Below are 22,126 nucleotides of genomic sequence, written 5' to 3'. Positions count from 1 at the left end.
TGGAGGACATCAAACGATCCACGCAGGCCGCCGCGGAGAGTGGCTCTGTCAGGCCGGTACTCAGCGTCTCAGGTCTGAGCGTCGCCGTACGCGGCGAGGAGGGCGAGCGCGACGTCGTTTTCGACCTCACATTTGGCCTGATGCGCGGCGAAACGCTTTGCATCGCCGGCGAGTCCGGTTCCGGCAAGTCGATGACGGCGCTGGCCATCATGGGCTTGCTGCCGCAGCCGGCGGCACGCATCAGATCAGGCTCCATCCGGCTCGGCGATCAGGATCTCGCGGCTCTCAGCGAGAGCGGTATGCGCCGCATCCGCGGCGACCGCATTGCCATGATCTTTCAGGAACCGATGACATCGCTCAATCCGGTTCTGTCCATCGGCCGGCAGCTCACGGAGGCGATCGAGGCACACACCTCGCTGTCGCGCTCCAACTCGCGGCTGAGGGCGCTCGAGGCGCTGAAGGCAGTCCGAATTCCGGATGCCGAACGGCGGCTCGAGCACTATCCGCACGAACTCTCAGGCGGCATGCGCCAGCGCGTGATGATTGCCATGGCTCTGGCCCTGAACCCGGACGTGCTGATCGCCGATGAACCGACGACCGCCCTCGACGTCACGGTTCAGGGCGAGGTGCTGGAGCTGCTGCGCGACCTGCAGCGCGAGCACGGCACCAGTGTTATCCTGATCACGCACGACATGGGTGTCGTTGCCGAGATGGCGGACCGAGTCATCATCATGCGCGATGGCCGGATGGTCGAGCAGGGCAGGGCGGACGACATCTTCAATCGGCCGCAGGCCGACTATACGCGCGAGCTTCTGGCCGCCGTGCCGCGCATCGGCGGCGGACGGACGGCCGAAGACCGACAAGACGTCACCAACATGCCGGCCGAGCTTGTATCTGTCAGCGATCTTCACGTCCGCTTCGACCTGCACGGTGGCTTCTTCGGCCGCGTTGACCGCAGGGTGCATGCGGTCGAAGGCGTCAGTTTCTCGATCGCGCCGCACGAAACCCTATCGCTGGTCGGCGAATCGGGCTGCGGCAAGTCGACGACGGCCAAGGCGATCGCCGGGCTGGTGCCCTTCACCGGCAGCATTTCAATCGGCGGCCACGACCTGTCGGCGCTCAGCCGCAAGGAGCGCAAGGCTGTCCGCCGCAATGTGCAGATGATCTTTCAGGATCCCTTCGCGTCCCTCGACCCGCGCATGCGGGTCGGCGATCTCGTCGCCGAGCCTCTGCTGATCCACGGCCTCGGCGACAGAGAGCAACAGCATGCCCAGATCGCCGCCCTGTTCGAACGCGTCGGCCTCTCCGCTGACCAGATGGAGCGCTATCCCCACGAATTCTCCGGCGGGCAGCGCCAGCGAATCTGCATTGCACGGGCGCTGGCGCTGCGACCGAAGCTGATCATTGCCGACGAGAGCGTCTCTGCTCTCGACGTGTCGGTGCAGGCGCGCGTGTTAAGGTTGCTGAAGGAGCTGCAGCGCGAATTCGGCGTCGCATATCTCTTCATCTCGCACGACATGGCAGTGGTGGAGAACATCTCCGATCGCGTGGCGGTAATGTATCTGGGGCAGATCGTCGAGATGGGCACCCGCGACCAGATCTTCTCCAAGCCGCGCCATCCTTACACAAAGCGGCTGATCGAAGCCGTTCCGGTTCCCGATCCGGGCCGGCGCCGCACCCGGTTCGCCCGTTTGGACAGCGAAATTCCAAGCGCTGTGCGGCGCATCGGTGAGGAGCCCCGGAAACTCAAGCTCGAAGATGTTGGCGACGGCCACCTCGTCGCCACTTGATTGAGCTTAGGCTGCCTCGTCCAGCCAATCCCGCAGAGGCTCGGGACAGCTGCATATGTGATGTTCGAGTGGTGGAAAATGATCGGCGATGGCGCTGCCGCGGCAGTGCCGTTAGGCGATGCCAAGTTGGCAAGATCATCAGTTTACATCTGACATGTTAGCATGATAACGCTACATGCACATTGATTTCAACGGAGATCGCATTGGCTTCCCGCTTTGGTCTTTCGGTTGCCTTAACCACACCCTTCGACCCGTCGGGGCAGATAGCGCTCGCGCCGATGATTGCGCACGCCCGAGCCTGCCTTGGCGCTGGCTGCAGCAGCGCGACGCTGTTCGGCACCACCGGCGAAGGAGCCTCGGTCGGCACCGACGAGCGGCGGATCGTCACCGAGGCCATGCTGGCGGCCGGTATTCCGGCACATCAACTCGTTGCCGGAGTGCTGGTCGATGCAGCTGAAGATGCCGCCGATCAGGCTCGGCACGCGTTGCACCGCGGCGTTCGCAACATTCTGCTCGCTCCGCCGAGCTACTTCAAGAATGTCGGCGAGGACGGGCTGTTCGGATGGTTTTCCGCCGTCTTCGCCGCACTCGGTCCGCTGGCGCGCGACGTGCTCCTCTATAACATCCCCTCGGTCACCATGGTGCCGCTCCCGCTTGGGCTGATCGGCCGGTTGCGCGCCGCCTTTCCCGCTGTGGTGGCCGGGGTGAAGGATTCCGGCGGGGACTGGAGCTTCAGTGAGGCGCTGCTTGAAGCGCACGGCGATCTGGTGATCCTGATCGGCGACGAACGGCATCTGGCGAGAAGCGTGCGCGGCGGCGGACAGGGTGCGATTTCCGGCATGGCTAATTTTGTTACCGCCGAAATCGGCGCAATGGTCGAAGAGGGCCGCGATGATCCACGCGTCGAGGACTTCGTGCTCGAATTGCTCAAATACCCGGTCACGCCGGCGGTGAAGGTCATGGTCGCGCGCAAGACCGGCGACGAGCGCTGGCTGGCGGTCCGCCCGCCGCTGGAGGCGATCGGCCCGCAAGGACAGCGGCAGCTTGCTGCTGCCTACGACAGGCTGTTTGCGACAGAGGCGGCCTGACCGACAAGGCCGGGCTGGCCGACAAGGAAGCGAGCTGAAGTGGAAGACGGCAGCGAACCGATCACTCTCCGGGAGAAAGCCTATGCCAGCTTCACGCGGCATTTGCTGGCCCGCGATCTGCGGCCGGGGCAGTTCGTGTCACAGCGCGAATTGGTCGCTTTCACCGGGCTGCCGCTGGGTGCCATTCGCGAGATCGTCCCGCGTCTCGAGGCTGAGGGACTGCTGACTACCATCCCTCAGCGCGGCATGCAGATCGCGCATATTGACATCAATCTGATCCGCGAGGCGTTTCAGTTTCGGTTGTTCATGGAACGCGAGGCAGTGGCGCTATTCACGACCAGCGCTTCTGACGCCGAACTTGCCCGCATGCGGCGCGAACATGAAGAGATGCTGGCTCAAGCTCTGGGGCAGGCGCCGACGCCGGAAATGGAAGCCAAGGCCCAGAACATCGACTGGGCCATGCACGACACCTTCATCAATGCGCTCGGCAACGAGATTATCGCCAAGGCCTATCTGGTCAACTCGGTGAAAATCCGGCTGATCCACCAGGAGCGTTTCCGCATCGATGGACGTGTGGTGCCGGTGATGCGCGAACATTTGGCCGTCATCGAAGCCATGGAGAGCCGCAATCCGCAAAAGGCGGTTGAAGCGATCAGTCTGCACATCGACAATGCGCGCCGGCTGGCGCTCCAGATCTGAGGAAATATAGCCGCGCCGGGGTTCGCGGCGCATCCACAACGACAGCAACCGGGAGGAAGAAATGTCGTCCAATCTGTTCAGCCTAACCAGGAGGCAACTCCTTGCCGGAACCGCGGCGCTCACCGCTGCCGGCCTTGTGGGGCTTCGCTCCAGCTTTGCCGCAGGCGTCGACTGGAAACGCTTTGCCGGGACGACGCTTGACGTCAATCTGGTGAAAAGCCCGCGCAGCGACACCATCCTGAAATATCTCGCCGAGTTCGAGGAACTGACCGGCATCAAGGTCAATGCCGAGGCAACGCCCGAGCAGCAGCAGCGACAGAAGACGGTGATCGAGTTGAGCTCGGGGAAGCCCAGCTTCGACGTCGTGCATCTGAGCTACCACGTGCAGAAACGCCAGTTCGAGAAGGGTGGGTGGCTAGCGGACATCGCCGGCTATCTCGCCGATCAGTCGCTCACCGACCCGGCGCTGGTCGAAAGCGACTTCGCCGAAGCCGGCATGCTGTTTGCCAAGGACGGCCAGGGCGTGCTGCGCTCGCTACCGTTCTCGGTGGACTACTGGATCCTCTATTGGAACAAGGAGCTGTTCGAGGCCAAGGGCCTCAAATACCCCGAGACCTTCGAGCAACTGGTGGCCGCCGCCGAAGCGCTGACCGACCCCTCGACCAATACATACGGCTTCGTCGCGCGCGGGCTCAAGAACGCAAACACGCCGGTGTGGACGTCGCTGATGCTCGGCTACGACATGACGCCGCTCGATGACAAGGGCAAGCTGCGCACCGAGGCTCCCGAGGCGATCGAGGCTGCCGCGCTCTATCAAAGACTGATGACCAAGTCCGCCCCTCCCGGCGTAACCGGGTTCAATTGGGCCGAAGCACAGTCTGCCTTCCTGCAAGGCAAGATCGGCATGTGGCTCGACGGCGTGGGTTTTGCCCCGCCGATGGAAAATCCGGAAAAATCGAGGGTGGTCGGCAAGGTCGGTTATGGCGTGATGCCCAAGGGCCCCAAGGCGCATGCCTCGGGCACCTTCGGCGATGGGATTGGCGTTACCGCCGCCAGCGAGAAGAAGGAGGCCGCCTATCTGTTCTGCCAGTGGGCGGTGTCGCCAGCCATGGGCGCGCGGCTGTTGCAGGCCGGCGCCGGCGTTCCGTTCCGCAAATCCGTGCTGGAGGATCCCAAGGTGCGCGAAGGCGTCACCATGCCGGCAAGCTGGCTCGATGCCGTGGTCGGCTCAGGCAATATCAGCCGGCTGGCGCTGCCGGTCATCATCCCCGTCACCGAATTCCGTGACATTTATGGCGTGGCGTTGACCAACATGATTGCCGGCGCCGATCCCTCCGCGGAGCTGAAGAAGGCCACCGAGCAGTTCCAGCCGGTTCTCGACAGGAGCGAGCAGGGCTGATGTCGGCCACCACCCCAGAACAGACCGGGGTGACGATGCCGGTTATCGACGGGAGCCAGACGATCCGGCTGGCTCCCAACTACTGGCCCTTCGTTGTCCCCGCACTCGTCGTCGTCGGCGCCGTCATCGTTTTCCCCTGGGCTTTCACCCTGTGGATGAGCGTCAATCGCTGGACGCTCGGCCAGTCGCGGAGCTTTGCCGGGATGGAAAACTATCTCCGCCTGGCCAGCGACCCACGGTTCTGGGAATCGCTTGTTCATACATTGACCTACACCTTCCTCTCGGTTGCAGCGCCGATGCTGCTGGGCACTCTGGCCGCCCTGATCTTCGACGCCAGGTTTCCGCTGCGCGGCTTGCTGCGCGGCGTCTTCGTCATGCCGATGATGGCGACACCCGTTGCCGTGGCGCTGGTTTGGACAATGATGTTCCATCCTCAGCTTGGCGTGCTCAACTACCTGCTGTCGCTGGTCGGCATCCCGGCTCAGGAATGGATCTTCAACGCCAACACGGTCATCCCGTCGCTTGTTGCGGTCGAGACCTGGCAGTGGACGCCGCTGGTTATGCTGATCGTGCTTGGCGGGCTGGCCTCGGTGCCGCGTGAGCCCTTCGAAAGCGCCGAGATCGACGGCGCCAATGCCTGGCAGCAATTCCGCTATCTCACTCTGCCGATGATCGCGCCGTTCCTGATGATCGCGGTCATCATCCGCACCATCGATGCGCTGAAGAGCTTCGACATCATCTATGCGATGACCCAGGGCGGGCCGGGCACGGCGTCGGAGACCATCAACATCTATCTCTACAACACGGCCTTCTCCTACTACGATATCGGCTACGGCTCGGCCATGGCCGTGGTGTTCTTCATTGTCATTGTGGCCCTGTCCTTCGTCCTGCTGATGCTGCGCCAACGCTCGCAGTGGATCGATACGGAGGGCAAATAGATGAGTTCACGGCTGCTCAACCAGATCGGTCTGTTTTTCGCTGCCCTGGTTTTCGTCTCTCCGGCTATCCTGTTCTTCCTCTGGATGATCTCGCTGTCGCTGAAATTCGAGATCGACAACGGTGCCTATCCGCCGATCCTGATCCCCGAACGCTTCGCCTGGTCGAACTATGTAAAGGTGTTCGAGGAGAACAATTTCCTGCTCTATCTCTGGAATTCGGTTCTGGTGACCGGCACGGCGACCTTGCTGGCGCTGCTGATCGGCGTACCGGCCGGCTACGGCATCGCGCGGCTCAAGGCTGAACGGTCGGCGGTCGTCATCATGATCGCCCGCATGACGCCTGGACTATCCTATCTCATCCCGCTGTTCCTGCTGTTCCAATGGATCGGGATCCTCGGCACGCTCTGGCCGCAGATCATCATTCATCTGGTGGTGACGGTGCCGATCGTGGTCTGGGTGATGATCGGCTATTTCGAGACCACGCCGATTGAACTGGAAGAGGCGGCCAACATCGACGGCGCCAGCTCCTGGCAGGTTTTCCGGCTGGTTGCCCTGCCCATCGCCAAGCCGGGCATCGTCGTCGCCTTCATCCTGTCCGTGATCTTCTCGTGGAACAATTTCGTCTTCGGCGTGGTGCTCGCCAGCCGTGGGACGCGCACGCTGCCGGTCGCCGTCTACAACATGCTGTCCTACGAACAGGTCAGCTGGGGGCCGCTCGCCGCGGCGGCGCTGGTGGTGACCCTGCCGGTGCTGATCCTGACCATGTTCGCGCAAAGGCAGATCGTCGCGGGGCTGACCGCTGGCGCCGTCAAGGGCGGCTGAGGGGCGCCCTGACATCACTCTTTTCCAGGAAAGATCCAATGGCATCGGTAACGATCAACAATGTGCAGAAGGCCTTCGGGGCCACCAAGATCATTCACGACGTCAGCGTCGATATCGCCGATGGCGAATTCGTCATCCTGGTCGGCCCGTCGGGATGCGGAAAATCGACGCTGCTGCGCATGATTGCCGGACTTGAAACGATCTCGGGCGGGAAGATCGCCATCGGCGAGCGTATGGTCAACAACCTGCGGGCGCGGGACCGGAACATCGCCATGGTGTTCCAGAATTATGCGCTCTATCCGCATATGACTGTTGCCGACAATATGGGCTTTGCCCTCAAGATCAAGAAAGCCGACCCGGCCGACACCGCTGGCCGGGTCCGGAAGGCAGCCGTCATCCTCGGCCTGGAAAAGCTGCTTGACCGCTATCCGCGCCAGCTTTCCGGCGGCCAGCGCCAGCGCGTCGCCATGGGCCGCGCGATCGTACGCGACCCGCAGGTTTTTCTGTTCGACGAGCCGCTCTCCAACCTCGACGCCAAGTTGCGCGTGCAGATGCGCGGCGAGATCAAAGCCCTGCACCAGCGGCTGGGTACGACGACGATCTATGTCACGCACGACCAGATCGAGGCCATGACCATGGCCGACAAGATCGTCGTGCTGCATGACGGCCTGGTCGAGCAGATCGGCGCGCCGCTGGACCTCTACGACCATCCGGCCAACCTCTTCGTTGCCGGTTTCATCGGCTCGCCCGCCATGAACTTCATTGCCGGCCGCATCGAGGAGGGCGTGTTCCGCAGCGCCGGTGGACTTATCCTGCCGTTGCCGGCAGGTGCCCAGCCGGCGGATGCCGCGGGACGCGAGCTCGTCTACGGCATTCGCCCGGAACATATCCGGGCAACCGGGCAGGGCATGCCGGGCACGGTCACTCTTCTCGAGGCGACTGGCTCCGAAATCTTCGCCAGGGTCGACTGCTCCGGTGAAGAAATCTCCTGCCTCTTCCGAGAGCGGCTTGCGCTCAAGCAAGGCGAAGGGGTGCGGATCGAGATCGACCGGACATGTGCGCATCTGTTCGACGCAGCAACCGGTCGGCGCATCTGACCCTATGGTCTGGTGAATGCGTGGTCGGCCTTAGGTCGGCAACGCGAATTCACCGGCGAGTTCGATGGCGCGGCCTTCGCGGGCCGATCTCTGGGCGGCGAGACCCATGACGACGGCCCACCAGCCGTCTTGCAAGGTCACTTCCACTTTGCCTTGTTCGCGCACCGCAGCGGTGAAGCGGACATGCTCGAAATAGGTCGAACCGTGATGGTCGCCTGCCTCGAGCAGACGGGGGTCGACGGGAATCTCCAGCAGGCGTGGTCCAGGCGGATTGCGCGGACTGACGATCAACTGGGGCACTGGCGCAGGGCCAAGGTGGGTCGGCCAGAAGCGACCGGGACCCGGCACCAGACATTCGATCTTTCCGTCGCCGCCGACAGCGCAGAGTTCCTCCTGGTAGCGGCTGCCCTCGGCGAACATGCAGAGTTCCAACATGGCGCGCGCACCGCTCGCGAAATCAACCAGCACATAGCCATGGTCAAGGATATCCGGCTTCTCACCGCCATAGCGTTCGTCGAGATGGTTTACGGCCTGTCCAGCGCTCGCCATCACGCGGACGGGGTCGGATCCGAGGATCAGCCGCATCAGGTCGAAGAAGTGGCAGCACTTCTCGACGAACGTGCCGCCGGTGTTGCGGTTGAAGCGGTTCCAGTCGCCGACCTTGGTCAGAAACGGGAAACGGTGCTCGCGGACCGTCAGCATGCGGATGCCGCCGGTGGCGTGGCGCGCCTGCTCGACGAACGCGGCGACGGGCGGCATATAGCGGTATTCCATGGCCACCCAGACGAGCGGAAGCCGAGCTTTCAGCGCCGCGATCCGCCCCTCGCCAGCGGCGTCGGTGAAGAGCGGCTTTTCCACCAGCACCGGCAGTGGTCGAAACGCGGCGATCTGCTCCATCTGACCGAGGTGCTGGTGGTTGGGGCTGGCAATCAAGACGCAGTCTACCTCGTCCATGGCCAGCAGTTCGGCGATCGATGCCGCCGATCGCGCGCCCGACGCCGTCGCCAGCGACGCCGCCAACATGCCGGGGTCCGGCTCGAAGATCGCGGCCACATGCGCGTCGGGCAACAGAGCGATGTTGCGGATATGCTCGCGGCCCATCATGCCGCAGCCGATGATGCCGTAGCCGATCGATGATCTGGTCACGCTGCGACTTCCTCCGGCCTATCTGAAACGCGTGACGTAGCGCGCCGCGCCCGGATCGAACCAGCTGCGGGAATATTCCGCGCTGGCGCCGTCGCCAGCCCAGGCGATACGTTCAATGAAACCCACGACCGTCCCCGGCGGTGGCCTGAACTCGAGCGGGGCCCAGTCCGGCGCAGGCGCGACGGCGACATGGTCTTCGGCGCGAACGATCGAAAAGCCGAGCGCAAGCCGGTAGTGGAGATAGAGAGATTCCGACAGGTCCTCGCGCTTGAGCCGATCGGCGCGGCTGACGTCGAGCCAGATCTCCTCGACCGCGGCCGGCTCGCCGTCAAGCCGTCGCAGCCGGCGTATGCGGTGGGCTTCGCCCGCGCTGCCGAATTGCGGCAGGTCGGCGGGCTTGAGCAGCCGCTCGACGGACAGCACGTCGGCGCTGGGCAGGCCGCCACCGCCGATGCGCTCCAGGCGAAAGAAGGCATAGATCCCGAGCAACTCGCCGCGCGCCCGCACATAGTTACCGGAGCCCTGGATGCGGTCGAGAAGGCCCTTTTCGGTCAAATCTGCCAGCGCCCGCCTGAGCGTGCCGACGGCAATCCCGAGGCTCGCGGCCATCTCGCGCTCGGGCGGCAGCCGCGCCCCGTCGGCCAGCCGTCCGGCCGCGATTTCGCGGATCAGCATTTCGCTGGTCTGCAAGTGCACAGGCAAGGGCCCGCGCATCTGGCTGGATCGGTGGCCGGGGTCCGCCCTTGTCAAATGCATCCGGTGTTCCAATCGCATCCCGGTTTCGGGTGTGGCTCCAAAATTGATACAGTATTGATCTACACAAAAACGAATGCTACGCAAGCCCTATTCGCAGCTCCGGACGCGTCATTGAAGAGTGGCCCGGACGTCTTTTCTGAAGAGTGGCAATGAGCATCGTCCCAATCACCTCGCCGGATCTCGGTGCCGCCGAAGTCTCGTGGTTCGCCGCACTCTGCTCGGACGACTATCGTTATCTCGGCGTTCCGGACGGCGCACTGCGCTCGAGCTGGGCGCATTGCTCCGAGATCGTGAAGACGTCCGAGGCGCTCGGTTTCCGCAACATCTTGTGTCCGTCGTCCTATCAGGTCGGCCAGGACACGCTGAGCTTCGTTGCCGGCTGCGCGCCGATCACGTCGAAGATCAATCTGCTTGCCGCTGTGCGCTGCGGCGAGATGCAGCCGATCATGCTGGCGCGCACGATTGCGACGCTGGACCACATGCTGGAAGGCCGGCTGACGGTGAACATCATCTCGTCGGACTTTCCGGGCGAGACAGCCGACAGCGCCTACCGCTATCAGCGTTCCCGCGAGGTGGTGCAGATCCTGCGCCAGGCCTGGACCAGGGACAGCATCGATTTCGAGGGCGAGGTCTATCGCTATAAAGGGCTCTCGACGGCGCCGGCGAAGCCCTATCAGCAAAATGGCGGCCCGCTGCTGTATTTCGGCGGTTATTCGCCCGACGCGCTCGAGCTTTGCGCCGAACAGTGCGACGTCTACCTGATGTGGCCGGAAACCAAGGAGGAGCTTGCCGGCCGCATGAGAGCAGTCCACGAGCGCGCCCAGCGCCATGGACGGACGCTCGACTACGGCCTGCGCGTCCACATGATCGTGCGCGACACCGAGGCAGAGGCAAAGGAATATGCCCGGGAGCTGGTTTCGAGGCTGGACGACGAGCAGGGCAGGGCGATCCGCGAGCGTTCGCTCGACGCCCGATCGCTCGGCGTATCGCACCAGACTAGGAACCGCCAGATCGCCGATGTCGAAGGCTATGTCGAGCCGCATCTGTGGACGGGCGTCGGGCGGGCGCGCTCTGGCTGCGGCGCGGCGCTGGTGGGCTCGACCGATCAGGTTCTGTCGAAAATCGAAGCGTATATGAAGATGGGGATCCGCGCCTTCATCTTTTCCGGCTACCCGCACCTCGATGAGGCGCGTCATTTCGGCGCCAAGGTCCTGCCCCAGCTCAAGACATGTTCGCTCCCGCACGCCTATGGCCGTGAGCCGGAACGGACACCGGCGACACCACTGGGAACGGGAGAGCGCCGCTGATGGAGCATGTCGCGTGCGATCCACGCCTTTTGCGCAATGCCTTCGGGCGTTTCGCCACCGGCGTCACGGTCATCACCACCGGCACTGCCGACGGCCCGGTCGCAATCACCGCCAACAGCTTCTCATCCGTGTCGCTCGATCCGCCGCTGGTGCTCTGGTCTATCGGCCGCCACTCGCGCCGGTTCGAAGCTTTCGCCAATTCCGCGCACTACGCCATTCACGTGCTGGCGGAAGATCAAATCGATCTGTGCTGGCGTTTTTCGAAGTCGGGGACGGACTTTGCCGATCTTGACCTGTCGTGGAGCGAACACGGCGTGCCATTGCTGCCGCGCGCACTGGCGCGGTTCGAATGCAGCGTCGCCGACCGCTTTCCGGCTGGCGACCATATGATCCTGCTTGGGCGTGTCCTTGAACTGGAGACGCAAGAGGGTTTGCCGCTGCTCTTTGCTGGCGGCAAGTCGCGCGCTCAAGAGGCCAGCTGATGACCGCCGGCGCCGCTTCGGGCTGGTGCCGTCGACTGGCGCACCACGAGATTGCAGGCAAGTTCGACGCGACGCGGCGGCGACCCCGAATGGGCCATGTCGTCGAGCAGCAGGCTAAGCGCCGCCGATCCGATCTCGCGCATGGGGATGTGCATCGCCGTCAGCGGCGGGTTGCAGAAGGCAGCGAGCGGCAAGTCGTCCATACCGACCACGGACACATCGGCAGGCACCGAATATCCGGCCTCCTGGACGCCGCCGATGGCACCAAACGCCAGGCTGTCGCCGGCCGTCAGCACGGCGGTGAAATCGAGGCCGCGGGCAGCGATGCGCTCGGTCACGGCCCTGCTCGCAAGTTCCGGCAGCCAGTCCTGCACCTCGACCACGAAGTCGTCGAAGCCGGCAATGCCGGCCGTGATCAGCGCGTCGCGCCAACCTTCGTAGCGCCGCTCGATCGTGCGCCGGCCACGCCGCATCAGGAACAGGATGCGGCGGTGGCCGAGGCCGATCAGATGCTGCGCGGCAAGCATGGCGGCAGAGCGATTGCAGGGCGTCACGCTCGAATGGCGCATCCAGGGATCGTCGCCATTGACGAGCACGATCGGCTTGGCGAAGCCGGCTGTCAGCGTCAGCACGTCGTCCTCGTCCAGCGTCAGAAACAGGCAGCCGGCGACGCTGTCGTCGCGCTCGGATTCACGCAGCAGCGCGATTTCGTCCTCGGGTGCCGAAACCGGCCGGGTCACCAGTTCGACGCCCAGCAACCGGGCGCGCTCGTTGAGCCCGTCAAGGACATGGTAGGTGAACTGATTGCGGGCACGGTCCACCATTGCCACGCTGCTTGCGGCCAGGATGACCTTGCGGCCGGCAACCGAGGCGGGAATGGCGTAGTTCATCGACTTCGCCATTTCGATGATCCTGGCGCGAAGCTCATCCCTTACGCCGCCGACGCCGCTCAGCGCACGGGAGGCGGTGCTGACCGACACGCCGCAACGCGCCGCGATCTCTTCAAGTCGAATGCGGCGGCTGGGGCGGCCGCGCTTGCCCTGGATACTCATCGCTCCGTCACCTCCGGCAAAGTCATCCGACTAATGCAAAAAATTTTCAGATTGCGCAAGAAAAATGCCTGTGAAACAGTTCTGATGCAGCGCGAGAACGGGAGGAGTGATGCCGCTATCGGCCGAACGCCTGAATTCCGCGCTTGCCAGCCTTGTGGCAGGCATGACCGGCTTGCGTCATGACGGGCGGTTCCATGAGCCGAATCTCGACGGCACGCCGGGTGACTATGTCAGCTTCGACAGCTGGGAATGGCCGCAAGGCGTCGGGCTCTACGGGCTGGTTCGGATGTGGGCGCAGACTGGCGACGATCGGCTGCTGCAGACGATCGAGGCCTGGTACGATCGACGCATCGCTGCCGGTCTCCCGGCGATGAACGTCAACACCACCGCACCTCTTTTGGCGCTAAGCGAATTGTGGCGGCGCCGGCGCCAGCCGCGCTTCGAGCCGGTCCTGCGCGAATGGGCCGAGCGGGTGGTCACCTCCTTGCCGCGGACGCCCGAGGGCGGTTTCCAGCATGATGTTTCGGACCGGGTCAACGACCACGAATTGTGGGACGACACGCTGTTCATGGTAGCACTGTTCCTCGCATCGTATGGCCAGGCTGCCGGCCAGCGTCGCTTCGTCGAGGAAGCAGAACGGCAATTCCTGGTCCACGCCCGTTATCTCGCCGACCCGGCATCAGGGCTGTGGTTCCACGGCTGGACGTTCGCGGGACGGCATAATTTCGCCCGCGCGCTTTGGGCGAGAGGCAATGCCTGGATTACCGTCGGTATCCTCGACCTGGTGGAGTTCGCCGAAATTGCGCCTTCGGTTCGGGCCTATCTGCTCGGCGTGCTGGAGACGCAGATCAACGCCCTGCTCGAGGTGCAGGCAGGTTCGGGCGCATGGCATACTCTGCTCGACGACCCGACGTCTTACGACGAGATTTCTGCCACGGCCGGTTTTGGCTACGGGTTGATGAAGGCCGCGCGGCTCGGGATCGGCTCGACAGAGTGCCTTGCCGCCGGGCTCCGCGCCTTGGAAGCCGTGGTGGCCAACATCGATGACAAAGGTGTGGTGGCGAACGTGTCCTATGGCACACGCATGGGCGCCGACCTGCAGTTCTATCGCGATATACCCATCCATCCGACGGGCTACGGGCAGGCGCTGGCCATTCTGTGCCTGACCGAAGGAGCCCGGCATCTGCAGTCGAAGGTGGAGCCGGCATGATACGGACGCTCTATGGCGCGTCGCCGGGCGATATTGCCGGCATGGACACGGACCGGCTGAGGGCCGAGTTCCTGGTCGACGGCTTGTTCCGGCCTGGCGCGATCGAATTCGCCTACACCCATGTCGACCGCATGATCGTCGGTGGCGCGGTGCCGCTGGCCAACCCGCTGGCATTCGGCAACGGAGCCGAAGTCGGCACTCCGCTCTTCTTTGACGCGCGCGAGATGGGCATCGCCAATCTCGGCGGCAATGGCGCGGTCGCGGTGGACGGCCGGCGCTTTCACGTGGCTAACCGCGACATCGTCTATGTCGGACGCGGAGCGCGCGAGGTGATGCTGGAGAGCGACGATCCGGAGAGGCCGGCACGCTTCTACATGAACTCGGTGCCGGCCGGCGCCGATATTGCGCACCGTCTCATCGTTCGTAGCGAAGCCAAGCCGCTTGTGCTCGGCGAGGAGGCTCGTGCGAACAGGCGCACGCTGCGCATGTACATCCATCCCGAAGTGGCCCCGTCCTGCCTCTTGCTGATGGGGATCACCGACCTCGCGCCGGGCAGTGTGTGGAATACCATGCCGCCGCATCTGCATGAGCGGCGCATGGAAGCTTATTGCTACTTCGACCTCGCCGAGGCCGACCGTGTGGTCCATCTGATGGGCCGGCCTGACAAGACGCGCCACCTGATGGTTGCCGACGGTGACGTCATCCTGTCGCCCGCCTGGTCTATCCATATGGGTGCCGGCACCGGCCCCTATGCTTTCGTCTGGGGCATGACCGGCGAGAACCAGGCCTACACCGATGTCGATCCAGTTGCCGTGAAGGATTTGCGATGAGCGAGGCCGCGCAAAGCGTTCGGACGGACTTTACGCTGCGCCGGCCGCTCGTGGCGGGGCAGCCAATCGTGTATTGGCGGCTCGGGTCTATCGCCGAGCAACGCTACGACGTGGCCGACCAGCCCATGCAAGGCGAGATGGATCCCTTCTTCTTCTTGACCAAGCACAAGAATTTCATTCCCCATGAATATCCCTGCCGCACGCAGTTCGCAGCTGAACGCCGCGGCAAGCGACCACAGGTCAGCGCCGAATTCGGCGCCGAGCGCCTCTGGCTGCCCTTCGCCTCGCCGCGCATCGACCTGTCGGGTTTCTGGTTTCGGCCGACGGTGGTTGGAAGCTGGGCCGAGACGACCATCGAGGCGGCCTCGACCGGCGAGGTGATGGTGCGGCTGCGCACATGCGGCGGCGCCATACTCTTTGCCAATGGTGAGGAAGCCGGCTGGATGGCGCCCTACGGCCGCAATCTGGAAAGTGCCGAGCATTTCAAGATCGAGCTGAAGGCCGGCCGCAACGACATTCGCATATGGTTCGACGATCTCGCCGAGCGCGACGCCCGCTACTATTTCCAGCTCGATTGTCTATCCGGTCCGGCTGCTTCGGTCGCACTGCCGATCGAAATCGAGAGCGGCGTTGCCGATGCGATGGAAGCAGCCCTCGACGACATGCATTTCGACCGCCCCGCCTATGACGGCGGCGAGGTGGCGCTCGCCACCAGCGTGGCCCTGCCGCGCGACGCGCAAGTCGAGGTCGAGATCGAAGGCGATTTCATGTCGATCGAGACGCCGGTGCGCTTCGCCTTCGATCTGCCGGCGGGCCAGACGCGGCTGCCGATCGCCGATACCGAGCAGCTGCCGGCCGACTTTCGCCATTTCAAGGTGACGCTGACGGTCGCAGACCATGCGGTATCGCGTGTCTTCGGCGTCGAGATATGCCACGCGCGCCGTCAGGGCGAGGCACCGGAAACGCTTACCGCGCGTATCGATGAGGCTTTGCGCGAGGTCGCCGGTCACGCCGAAGCCGACACCGTGCGCGCGCTGGCGCGGCTGGCGATCGGACAGCAGGGCGCCGAGACCGACGCCATGATCTCCGGCACGCTGCCGGCGATCGAGGATTGTCACGATTGCGCCGACTTCATCCTGGTGCCGCTGCTGTGGTGCCGCAAGGCTTATGGCGATCGGCTGGAAGTGAGACTGCGCGCGCGCGTCGACGACGCCATCCTCGGCTATCGCTACTGGATGGACGAGCCCGGCAATGATGTGCAGTGGTACTTCTCCGAGAACCACGCGCTGCTCTTCCACACCGCCGCCTATATTGCCGGGGGCCTGTTGCCTGATGCACGGTTCGTGCGGTCGGGCCATCTTGGCCGCGAACAGTCCGCGGTTGGAGCCGCACGGGTGCGAGCCTGGCTCGACCATTTCGAGGCATGGGAGATGGCCGAGTTCAACTCGGCGCCCTATTTTCCGATCGACCTCAAGGGCCTGTGCGCGCTCTACGCGCTGGCCCCGGACAAGGACATCGCCGAACGTGCCGGCAAGGCAATGATACGCCTGCTTGAAATCATTGCCCGCTCGGCGCATCTCGGCATCCTCACCGGAGCGCAGGGCCGCTCCTATGAGCACACGCTGCGCGCCGCGCGTTCCCTGGAATTATCCGGCATCTGCCGCATGCTTTGGGGCAAGGGCAATTACGGCATGCGCTTTCATGCGCTGCCGCAGCTGGCACTGTGCCTGCGCGATCACGATTTGAGCGTTCCGGACGGCTTGGCAGCAATTGCTTCCCTCACCGACGATACGGCGTGGGAATGGACTTTCGCGCAGGGACAAGACCGCTTTGCGCGGCTCTACCACTACAAGACGCGCGACCATGCGATGGGCAGCGCCGCTGGATACCGGTGGAACCAATGGGGTTATCAGGAGACCGTCATTCACGCCCGGCTGGGCAAGAATCCGGATGCGCAGATCTGGATCAACCACCCCGGCGAAGTGCTGCAATCGGGATATGGCAGACCATCATATTGGGGCGGCTCAGGCACTTTGCCTCGGCTTCACCAATACCGCGACCTCGCCATAGTCAGCTTCTCCTGCTCGGATGAACAGCCCGATTTCACACACGCCTGGTTCCCGGCAAGTGCCTTCGATGCCGTGCAAGTGGCTGGCGATCGGGCGTTCGCGCAATCCGGCGACGCGTTCGTCATGCTGAAGACGGATGTTCCGCTCACGCAGGTCGTGGCCGGCCCGACCGCCGGCAATGAGTTGCGGGCGGCGGGTCGCAGGACGACATGGATCGTTCGCCTTGGTGACCGGAATGCCAATCTGCCGGCGCTCGACGCTTGGGTGGGCGCCTTTGCCGGCCTGTCGGTGCAGTCGGGTCCCGACGGCGAGTTGATCGTCGACGATCCGGAGTACGGCACGGTGCATTTCCTCGCCGACGCAAGGATCGTGGCTGAGGGACGTACACTCGATCCGGCCAACTGGACCGTGCGCGGTGAGGCGATGCGCATGAAGCAAAGCGAGTAGGGAGGAAATCGGCTGCGACGCTCAAGAGGAGAGGGCGTGGCCGCTTGAACCATCGGGGCGCCGCCCCACTAAAGGAGGAGACGAAGCATGAATAAGACCCGCACTTTGCTGGCCGCGCTATCGGTCAGTCTGCTCGCATCGACCAGGGCGTTTGCCGGCGACGTGCGCATCATGTGGTATTCGGACGGTGTCGAAGGCGATGTCATCCAGGACATCCTGAACCGCTTCATGAAGGATAATCCCGACATCCACGTCACGCTCGACAACGTCGCCTACAAGGTGATCCAGGAGCAGCTGCCCATCCAGCTCGAAGCCGGCCAGGGTCCGGACATCGCCCGCGTCACAAATATCAAGGAGCTTGCCCAGCACTGGCTCGATCTCAGGCCACTGGTGGCCGATCCGAAATATTGGGAGGACAACTTCGCTGACACGCTGGACTGGATGCGCCCCGACGGCTCAAACGCCATCCCGGGTTTCATGACCCAGCTCACGCTCACCGGCGGCTTCGCCAACAAGACGCTGTTCGAACAGGCCGGCGTGCCGCTGCCCGGCGACAAGGCGACCTGGGACGACTGGATCGCCGCTGCCGCCGAAGTGGCGAAGAGCCAGCAGCTTCCGGCTGCCTTCGCCATCGACCGTTCCGGTCACCGCATTTCGGGTCCGAATGTCTCCTTTGGAGCGAACTATATCGGCCCCGATGGCATGCCGGCCAAAGTGGACGACGGCACCAAGGCTTTCGTCGGCAAGCTCGTCGACTGGACCGCCAAGGGCCTGATGCTGAAGGACACCTGGGTGTCTGCGGCAGGCTCGACCTACCGCGCCGCCGCCGACGACTTCATCAACGCCCAGATCCCGTTCTATTATTCGGGCAGCTGGCAGGTCGCCAATCTGTCGACCAAGATCGGCGACAGTTTCGACTGGGTGGCAACCGGCTCGCCCTGCGGTACTGCAGGCTGTTCAGGCGTGAAAGGCGGCGCGGCGCTGGTCGCCATCAAATACACGAAGAACCCCAAGGACGTCGCCAAGGTCATGGATTATCTGGTCCGTGAAGACGTGGTGAAGGAGTTCAGCGAGCGCACGCTGTTTCTGCCCGCGCACAAGGGCGTCGTAGACAAGGGCGGGCTGAAATGGGTCTCTGCCGACAAGAACGTCGGTCCGGCGCTCGACAAGTTCGTCAAGGCGGCGGGTGAAACCCTGCCGGCCGCCGATGCGCTGCCGCCGTGGAAGTGGGCCAACGCTTACTTCGCCGCGCTGGTGACGCGCGTCAGCCAGGTGATGGCCGGCGAGCTCAGCCTCGACGATGCCTGGGGCAGGATCGACCAGGATATCGCCGACAAGGTTGCCGAGGCGAAGTGACCGCCGCCGCGACACTGAAGGCATGGATTGGCGCCGCCCTCGCGGCGCCGGTCGTGTGGCTGGCGTCGATCGTCAACGTGCCGCTGAAGTTCTGGCAGCGCGCGACGGGCACCGGCGGCATGGCCGCGTTCTTCCTCGCCCCAAACATGGCGATCTTCGGCATTTTCGTCCTGGTGCCGATGATCATCAACTTCTTCTATTCGGCGACGTCAGGAACGGCCTACTTCCTGCAGGACCGAACCTATGTTGGGCTCGAGCAGTACCAGCGCCTGCTCGATTGCGGCAACTACCTTGACACTGCCACTTGCCACGAGGATCTCTTCTGGAAGGCCGTGCACAATACCGGCCTGTTCGTCGTCGTGCAGGTGGCGCTGATGACCGTCGTGTCGATGGCGACAGCGTTGATCCTTAACCGCGATATCGTCGGGCGCAGCTTCTGGCGCGCGGTATTCTTCTTTCCGGTGCTGCTGTCGCCCGTCGTCACCGGCCTGATCTGGCGTTGGATCCTGCAGCGCCAGGGCCTGCTCAACCTGATCGTCCATGATCTGGGCGGCGACCCACACAACTGGCTGACAGACCGCTTCTGGGCTTTCACCGCCGCGGTCAGCGTTTCGGTTTGGGCACATATGGGCTTCTATACGCTGATCTTGCTTGCCGGATTGCAGGCGATCCCGCGCGACCTTTACGAAGCGGCCGAGATGGACGGCACGAAGCCGGCGCGGGTGTTCTGGCGCATCACGCTGCCGCTGCTGATGCCGAATCTGCTTGTCGTCATAGTGCTGACGCTGATCCGCGCCGTGCAGATCTTCGACGAGGTCTATGTGCTGACGGGTGGAGGGCCGGGAACCTCGACCCTCTATATCACGCAGTACATCTATGAGATCGGCTTCGCTTCCCTGCTGCGCAATCCGGGCCTGGCTTCGGCGGCTTCGATCCTGATGGGGTTGGTGCTGGTCGTGCTCACCTTGGTTCAGCTGCAGGTCGGACGCCGGGGTGAGCGGAAAGGAGCCCGCGAATGAGCCGGGTTATGACATTCCTGACCCGCCGGCGCGGCCGCGACGGCTGGCACTGGACCGATATCGTGAGCTGGCTGTGGCTGCTCGGCGGCGTTGTCATCATGTTCGGTCCGGCCGTCTGGCTGGTGGGTTCGTCATTCAAGACACCGGCACAGCTCGCCGAGTTCCCGCCGACCATAATGCCTTATGTCAGCCAACAGGCGAGGGTCGAAGGCTACGACAAGCCGCTGGCCCTCTACAGGGTGAAGCTGCCGGATGGTTCGACCAAGGCGCTGGCCGAGGTGCGGCGCGTCGGCATCATGGCGCAGATGGTGGACCCGCAGGCGCCGAACGATATCGTTAAGGTCAACATCGCCGACCGGCAGCCGGTGCGCGAAATCGGCTTCGCGACGGAGAACTACACCGAGCCCTTCGTCCATTTCGATTTCCTGCGCTATCTGCGCAATTCGGTCTTTGTGACGGCAATGGCGACGCTGATCACGCTGCTCACCAATTCGATGGCCGCCTTCGCCTTGTCGAAATACAAGTTCCGCGGCCGCGACCTGACGATACTTGTGATCGTCGGTACGCTAATGGTGCCGCTGTCGGTCATCCTGGTGCCGCTCTATTCGGTGGTGGGCGCCGTCGGGCTGCTCGATTCGCTGTGGGGCGTGATCTTGCCGACCGTGGCGACCCCGACCGGGGTCTTTCTGCTGCGCCAATATATGCTGACCATCCCCGACGAGTTGCTCGATGCGGCGCGCATGGACAACGCGTCCGAATGGCAGATCTACTGGCGCATCGTATTGCCGCTTGCAGCACCGGCGCTCGCCGTGCTGGCGATCTTCTCGGTCGTCTGGCGCTGGAACGACTTTCTGTGGCCGCTGGTGGTGCTGTCGCGCAAGGAACTCTACACACTCCAGGTCGGCCTCAACACCTATGCCGGCCAGCTAAACGTGCAGTGGCACTACATCCTGGCGATGACCGTGGTGACGATGATCCCCGTCGTCCTCGTCTTCGTCTTCCTGCAGCGTTACATCACTTCCGGCATTGCCGGCACCGGACTGAAGTGAGGATGTCATGGGACGGATAACGCTGACCAACATCGATCGCGCTTACGGCAAGATGAAGATATTGCACGGCATCAATCTCGACGTCGGCGACGGCGAGATGCTGGTCCTCGTCGGCCCGTCGGGTTGCGGCAAGTCCACGCTGCTGCGGCTGATTGCCGGGCTCGATCGGCCGACCGACGGCAAGATTGAGATCGACGGGGTCGACGTCACCAACGTTTCGGCCGCGCAGCGCGGTCTGGCGATGGTGTTCCAGTCTTACGCGCTCTACCCGCACATGAGCGTGCGCCAGAACCTCGCCTTCGGGCTCGAAAACGTCCGTATGCCGAAAGCCGAGATCGACGCGCGGATCACGGAAGCGACGCGCATGCTGGAAATTGCTCCCTATCTCGACCGCCGGCCCGGACAATTGTCGGGCGGCCAGAAGCAGCGCGTCGCGATCGGCCGTGCGGTCGTGCGCAATCCGACCGCCTTTCTACTCGATGAACCGCTGTCCAATCTCGATGCCGAACTGCGCATCACCATGCGCGCTGAACTGGCGGCCCTGCACAGGCGGCTGGCAACCACGATGGTCTACGTCACCCATGACCAGATCGAAGCGATGACGCTGGCGGACCGCATCGTGGTCATGCGCTCCGGGCGGATCGAGCAGGTCGGCCGGCCGCTTGATCTCTATAATACGCCGGCAAACCTGTTCGTCGCCGGATTCATCGGCGCGCCGCGGATGAACCTGCTACCGGTGAAGGTGCGTTCGTCAAGCGGCGCCGAGGTGCATGTCGAAGGTCCGGGCGGGCTTTCGGCCTCCGTCGTGGCCGACGGGGTCGCGCTGAAGCCGGGAGATGACGCGACGCTTGGCATCCGACCACACGACATCCAACTTTCGGATGGCAGCTACGGATCGGTGGCCGCGCGGGTAACGCTGGCCGAGGCGTTGGGACCGGAAACCGTTGTCCACGCCACCATTGCCGGCGACAGCAAACTGATCGCCGTCCTCAAGCAGCAGGGCGTTGAAACGCAAGGGCCGCCGATCAGCTTCGCTCTGCCGCCGGAGCGCATGCATCTCTTCGATGCAGCCGGGCTGCGGGTTGCACCGCGTTAGGCCTTGGCACCGTTCGTGCGACCTATTCCTCGAAGCGGCCCGTGGCGTCACGATCGCGCTCGTATCGTCTCGTGAGCGGAAACGGCGGCAACCAGGACTCGCGACGGATGATCCAGCTTTCGTAGGTTGGCATCAGCTGGTCAGGCGCGTCCAGGGATCCGAGGTTCACTTCGATTTCGTCGGCGGTGCGGGCGAAAACGGTCGAGCCGCAGCGGGGACAGAAAAACCGCCCGGCATAGTCGCGTGTTTCGCCGTCGATCGTCACCGCATCCTCAGGAAATATCGCGGAAGCGTGAAAAAGGGCGCCATGATGCTTGCGGCAGTCGAGACAGTGACAAAGGCCGACTCGGTACGGGCGCCCCGACGCGACAATTCGGACGTCGCCGCACAGACAACCGCCGGTGAATCGATCCATGCTGCGTCTCCTCCAAAAACAAGCGGCCCGAATGGTTACAACGACCGGCACTGTTGTTG

General features: G+C 63.7%; 20 protein-coding genes. 16 read left to right on the top strand and 4 right to left on the bottom strand.

Annotated features, from left to right (window positions below; all coding sequences use genetic code 11):
• Positions 1 to 8: 8 nt before the first annotated feature.
• From AC0L2P_RS16280 to AC0L2P_RS16250, 7 genes are all read left to right on the top strand, one after another.
• Positions 9 to 1,790 carry an ABC transporter ATP-binding protein gene (locus tag AC0L2P_RS16280; RefSeq protein ID WP_473502394.1) on the top strand — a complete coding sequence of 594 codons (1,782 nt, stop codon included), beginning with the start codon at positions 9 to 11 and terminating at the stop codon, positions 1,788 to 1,790.
• 203 nt (positions 1,791 to 1,993) lie between these two features.
• Entirely contained in the window at positions 1,994 to 2,878 is an 885-nt protein-coding gene (locus tag AC0L2P_RS16275) for a dihydrodipicolinate synthase family protein (protein ID WP_473502343.1), read from the top strand.
• Between the two features lie 39 nt (positions 2,879 to 2,917).
• On the top strand, positions 2,918 to 3,577 hold the full coding sequence (locus tag AC0L2P_RS16270; protein WP_023674176.1) for a GntR family transcriptional regulator: 660 nt from the start codon (positions 2,918 to 2,920) through the stop codon (positions 3,575 to 3,577).
• 61 nt (positions 3,578 to 3,638) lie between these two features.
• On the top strand, positions 3,639 to 4,976 hold the full coding sequence (locus AC0L2P_RS16265; RefSeq protein WP_473502342.1) for an extracellular solute-binding protein: 1,338 nt from the start codon (positions 3,639 to 3,641) through the stop codon (positions 4,974 to 4,976).
• A 35-nt stretch (positions 4,977 to 5,011) separates the two neighbouring features.
• Positions 5,012 to 5,914: a carbohydrate ABC transporter permease gene (locus AC0L2P_RS16260; protein ID WP_245274609.1), complete on the top strand. Its 903-nt coding sequence runs from the start codon at positions 5,012 to 5,014 to the stop codon at positions 5,912 to 5,914.
• Complete coding sequence (locus AC0L2P_RS16255) at positions 5,915 to 6,736, top strand: carbohydrate ABC transporter permease (protein ID WP_473502341.1); 822 nt, start codon at positions 5,915 to 5,917, stop codon at positions 6,734 to 6,736.
• Between the two features lie 38 nt (positions 6,737 to 6,774).
• The gene (locus AC0L2P_RS16250; RefSeq protein ID WP_473502340.1) at positions 6,775 to 7,833 is read left to right on the top strand and encodes an ABC transporter ATP-binding protein; all 1,059 of its coding nucleotides are present in this window, start codon (positions 6,775 to 6,777) and stop codon (positions 7,831 to 7,833) included.
• A 30-nt stretch (positions 7,834 to 7,863) separates the two neighbouring features.
• Here AC0L2P_RS16250 and AC0L2P_RS16245 read toward each other — a convergent pair whose 3' ends face one another.
• Positions 7,864 to 8,937, bottom strand: a complete 1,074-nt coding sequence (locus tag AC0L2P_RS16245) for a Gfo/Idh/MocA family protein (protein WP_473502393.1) — start codon at positions 8,935 to 8,937, stop codon at positions 7,864 to 7,866.
• A gap of 60 nt (positions 8,938 to 8,997) precedes the next feature.
• A complete protein-coding gene (locus AC0L2P_RS16240) occupies positions 8,998 to 9,654 on the bottom strand; it encodes a GntR family transcriptional regulator (RefSeq protein ID WP_473502339.1) in 657 nt (218 codons plus the stop codon).
• A gap of 230 nt (positions 9,655 to 9,884) precedes the next feature.
• Here AC0L2P_RS16240 and AC0L2P_RS16235 point away from each other — a divergent pair, with 230 nt between their 5' ends.
• Together AC0L2P_RS16235 and AC0L2P_RS16230 are read left to right on the top strand one after the other, a co-directional pair.
• The gene (locus tag AC0L2P_RS16235) at positions 9,885 to 11,042 is read left to right on the top strand and encodes an LLM class flavin-dependent oxidoreductase (protein WP_473502338.1); all 1,158 of its coding nucleotides are present in this window, start codon (positions 9,885 to 9,887) and stop codon (positions 11,040 to 11,042) included.
• Positions 11,042 to 11,524, top strand: a complete 483-nt coding sequence (locus AC0L2P_RS16230; protein WP_473502337.1) for a flavin reductase family protein — start codon at positions 11,042 to 11,044, stop codon at positions 11,522 to 11,524. Before AC0L2P_RS16235 ends, AC0L2P_RS16230 begins: the two co-directional genes overlap by 1 nt.
• Here the strand turns inward: AC0L2P_RS16230 and AC0L2P_RS16225 are convergent.
• A complete protein-coding gene (locus AC0L2P_RS16225; RefSeq protein WP_473502336.1) occupies positions 11,509 to 12,576 on the bottom strand; it encodes a LacI family DNA-binding transcriptional regulator in 1,068 nt (355 codons plus the stop codon). The two genes, AC0L2P_RS16230 and AC0L2P_RS16225, sit on opposite strands and share 16 nt — an antisense overlap.
• A gap of 109 nt (positions 12,577 to 12,685) precedes the next feature.
• Between AC0L2P_RS16225 and bglB the strand changes: the two genes are divergently transcribed.
• The 7 genes from bglB (at position 12,686) to AC0L2P_RS16190 (ending at position 21,652) form a co-directional block, all read left to right on the top strand.
• Positions 12,686 to 13,786: a beta-galactosidase BglB gene (gene bglB, locus AC0L2P_RS16220; protein ID WP_473502335.1), complete on the top strand. Its 1,101-nt coding sequence runs from the start codon at positions 12,686 to 12,688 to the stop codon at positions 13,784 to 13,786.
• Entirely contained in the window at positions 13,783 to 14,616 is an 834-nt protein-coding gene (kduI, locus tag AC0L2P_RS16215; RefSeq protein WP_473502334.1) for a 5-dehydro-4-deoxy-D-glucuronate isomerase, read from the top strand. The genes bglB and kduI overlap by 4 nt, the downstream gene beginning before the upstream one ends.
• Entirely contained in the window at positions 14,613 to 17,132 is a 2,520-nt protein-coding gene (locus AC0L2P_RS16210; protein ID WP_473502333.1) for a hypothetical protein, read from the top strand. Before kduI ends, AC0L2P_RS16210 begins: the two co-directional genes overlap by 4 nt.
• Before the next feature lie 87 nt (positions 17,133 to 17,219).
• Positions 17,220 to 18,488, top strand: coding sequence for an ABC transporter substrate-binding protein (locus AC0L2P_RS16205; RefSeq protein ID WP_473502332.1), 1,269 nt, complete (start codon positions 17,220 to 17,222; stop codon positions 18,486 to 18,488).
• Entirely contained in the window at positions 18,485 to 19,507 is a 1,023-nt protein-coding gene (locus tag AC0L2P_RS16200) for a carbohydrate ABC transporter permease (RefSeq protein WP_473502331.1), read from the top strand. Before AC0L2P_RS16205 ends, AC0L2P_RS16200 begins: the two co-directional genes overlap by 4 nt.
• Positions 19,504 to 20,556 (top strand): carbohydrate ABC transporter permease, encoded by a 1,053-nt coding sequence (locus AC0L2P_RS16195; RefSeq protein WP_473502330.1) that lies wholly within the window; start codon positions 19,504 to 19,506, stop codon positions 20,554 to 20,556. Before AC0L2P_RS16200 ends, AC0L2P_RS16195 begins: the two co-directional genes overlap by 4 nt.
• Before the next feature lie 7 nt (positions 20,557 to 20,563).
• Entirely contained in the window at positions 20,564 to 21,652 is a 1,089-nt protein-coding gene (locus AC0L2P_RS16190) for an ABC transporter ATP-binding protein (RefSeq protein ID WP_473502329.1), read from the top strand.
• Between the two features lie 22 nt (positions 21,653 to 21,674).
• On the opposite strand, the gene AC0L2P_RS16185 is transcribed toward AC0L2P_RS16190, so the two are convergent.
• Positions 21,675 to 22,067, bottom strand: a complete 393-nt coding sequence (locus AC0L2P_RS16185; RefSeq protein ID WP_473502328.1) for a GFA family protein — start codon at positions 22,065 to 22,067, stop codon at positions 21,675 to 21,677.
• Positions 22,068 to 22,126: the final 59 nt, after the last annotated feature.

The organism is Mesorhizobium sp. WSM4836 (assembly GCF_055811815.1).
The sequence above is the reverse complement of the archived record's forward strand: the minus strand, read 5'-3'. Positions and strand labels throughout refer to the sequence as shown.

What these genes read in the sequence shown, in the direction of transcription:
- AC0L2P_RS16265 (WP_473502342.1), top strand. Translation starts at nt 3,639, where the DNA reads ATGTCGTCCAATCTGTTCAGCCTAACCAGGAGGCAACTCCTTGCCGGA.
- AC0L2P_RS16260 (WP_245274609.1), top strand. Translation starts at nt 5,012, where the DNA reads ATGCCGGTTATCGACGGGAGCCAGACGATCCGGCTGGCTCCCAACTAC.
- AC0L2P_RS16255 (WP_473502341.1), top strand. Translation starts at nt 5,915, where the DNA reads ATGAGTTCACGGCTGCTCAACCAGATCGGTCTGTTTTTCGCTGCCCTG.
- AC0L2P_RS16250 (WP_473502340.1), top strand. Translation starts at nt 6,775, where the DNA reads ATGGCATCGGTAACGATCAACAATGTGCAGAAGGCCTTCGGGGCCACC.
- AC0L2P_RS16245 (WP_473502393.1), bottom strand. Translation starts at nt 8,937, where the DNA reads ATGATGGGCCGCGAGCATATCCGCAACATCGCTCTGTTGCCCGACGCG.
- AC0L2P_RS16240 (WP_473502339.1), bottom strand. Translation starts at nt 9,654, where the DNA reads ATGCTGATCCGCGAAATCGCGGCCGGACGGCTGGCCGACGGGGCGCGG.
- AC0L2P_RS16235 (WP_473502338.1), top strand. Translation starts at nt 9,885, where the DNA reads ATGAGCATCGTCCCAATCACCTCGCCGGATCTCGGTGCCGCCGAAGTC.
- AC0L2P_RS16230 (WP_473502337.1), top strand. Translation starts at nt 11,042, where the DNA reads ATGGAGCATGTCGCGTGCGATCCACGCCTTTTGCGCAATGCCTTCGGG.
- AC0L2P_RS16225 (WP_473502336.1), bottom strand. Translation starts at nt 12,576, where the DNA reads ATGAGTATCCAGGGCAAGCGCGGCCGCCCCAGCCGCCGCATTCGACTT.
- bglB (WP_473502335.1), top strand. Translation starts at nt 12,686, where the DNA reads ATGCCGCTATCGGCCGAACGCCTGAATTCCGCGCTTGCCAGCCTTGTG.
- kduI (WP_473502334.1), top strand. Translation starts at nt 13,783, where the DNA reads ATGATACGGACGCTCTATGGCGCGTCGCCGGGCGATATTGCCGGCATG.
- AC0L2P_RS16210 (WP_473502333.1), top strand. Translation starts at nt 14,613, where the DNA reads ATGAGCGAGGCCGCGCAAAGCGTTCGGACGGACTTTACGCTGCGCCGG.
- AC0L2P_RS16205 (WP_473502332.1), top strand. Translation starts at nt 17,220, where the DNA reads ATGAATAAGACCCGCACTTTGCTGGCCGCGCTATCGGTCAGTCTGCTC.
- AC0L2P_RS16195 (WP_473502330.1), top strand. Translation starts at nt 19,504, where the DNA reads ATGAGCCGGGTTATGACATTCCTGACCCGCCGGCGCGGCCGCGACGGC.
- AC0L2P_RS16190 (WP_473502329.1), top strand. Translation starts at nt 20,564, where the DNA reads ATGGGACGGATAACGCTGACCAACATCGATCGCGCTTACGGCAAGATG.
- AC0L2P_RS16185 (WP_473502328.1), bottom strand. Translation starts at nt 22,067, where the DNA reads ATGGATCGATTCACCGGCGGTTGTCTGTGCGGCGACGTCCGAATTGTC.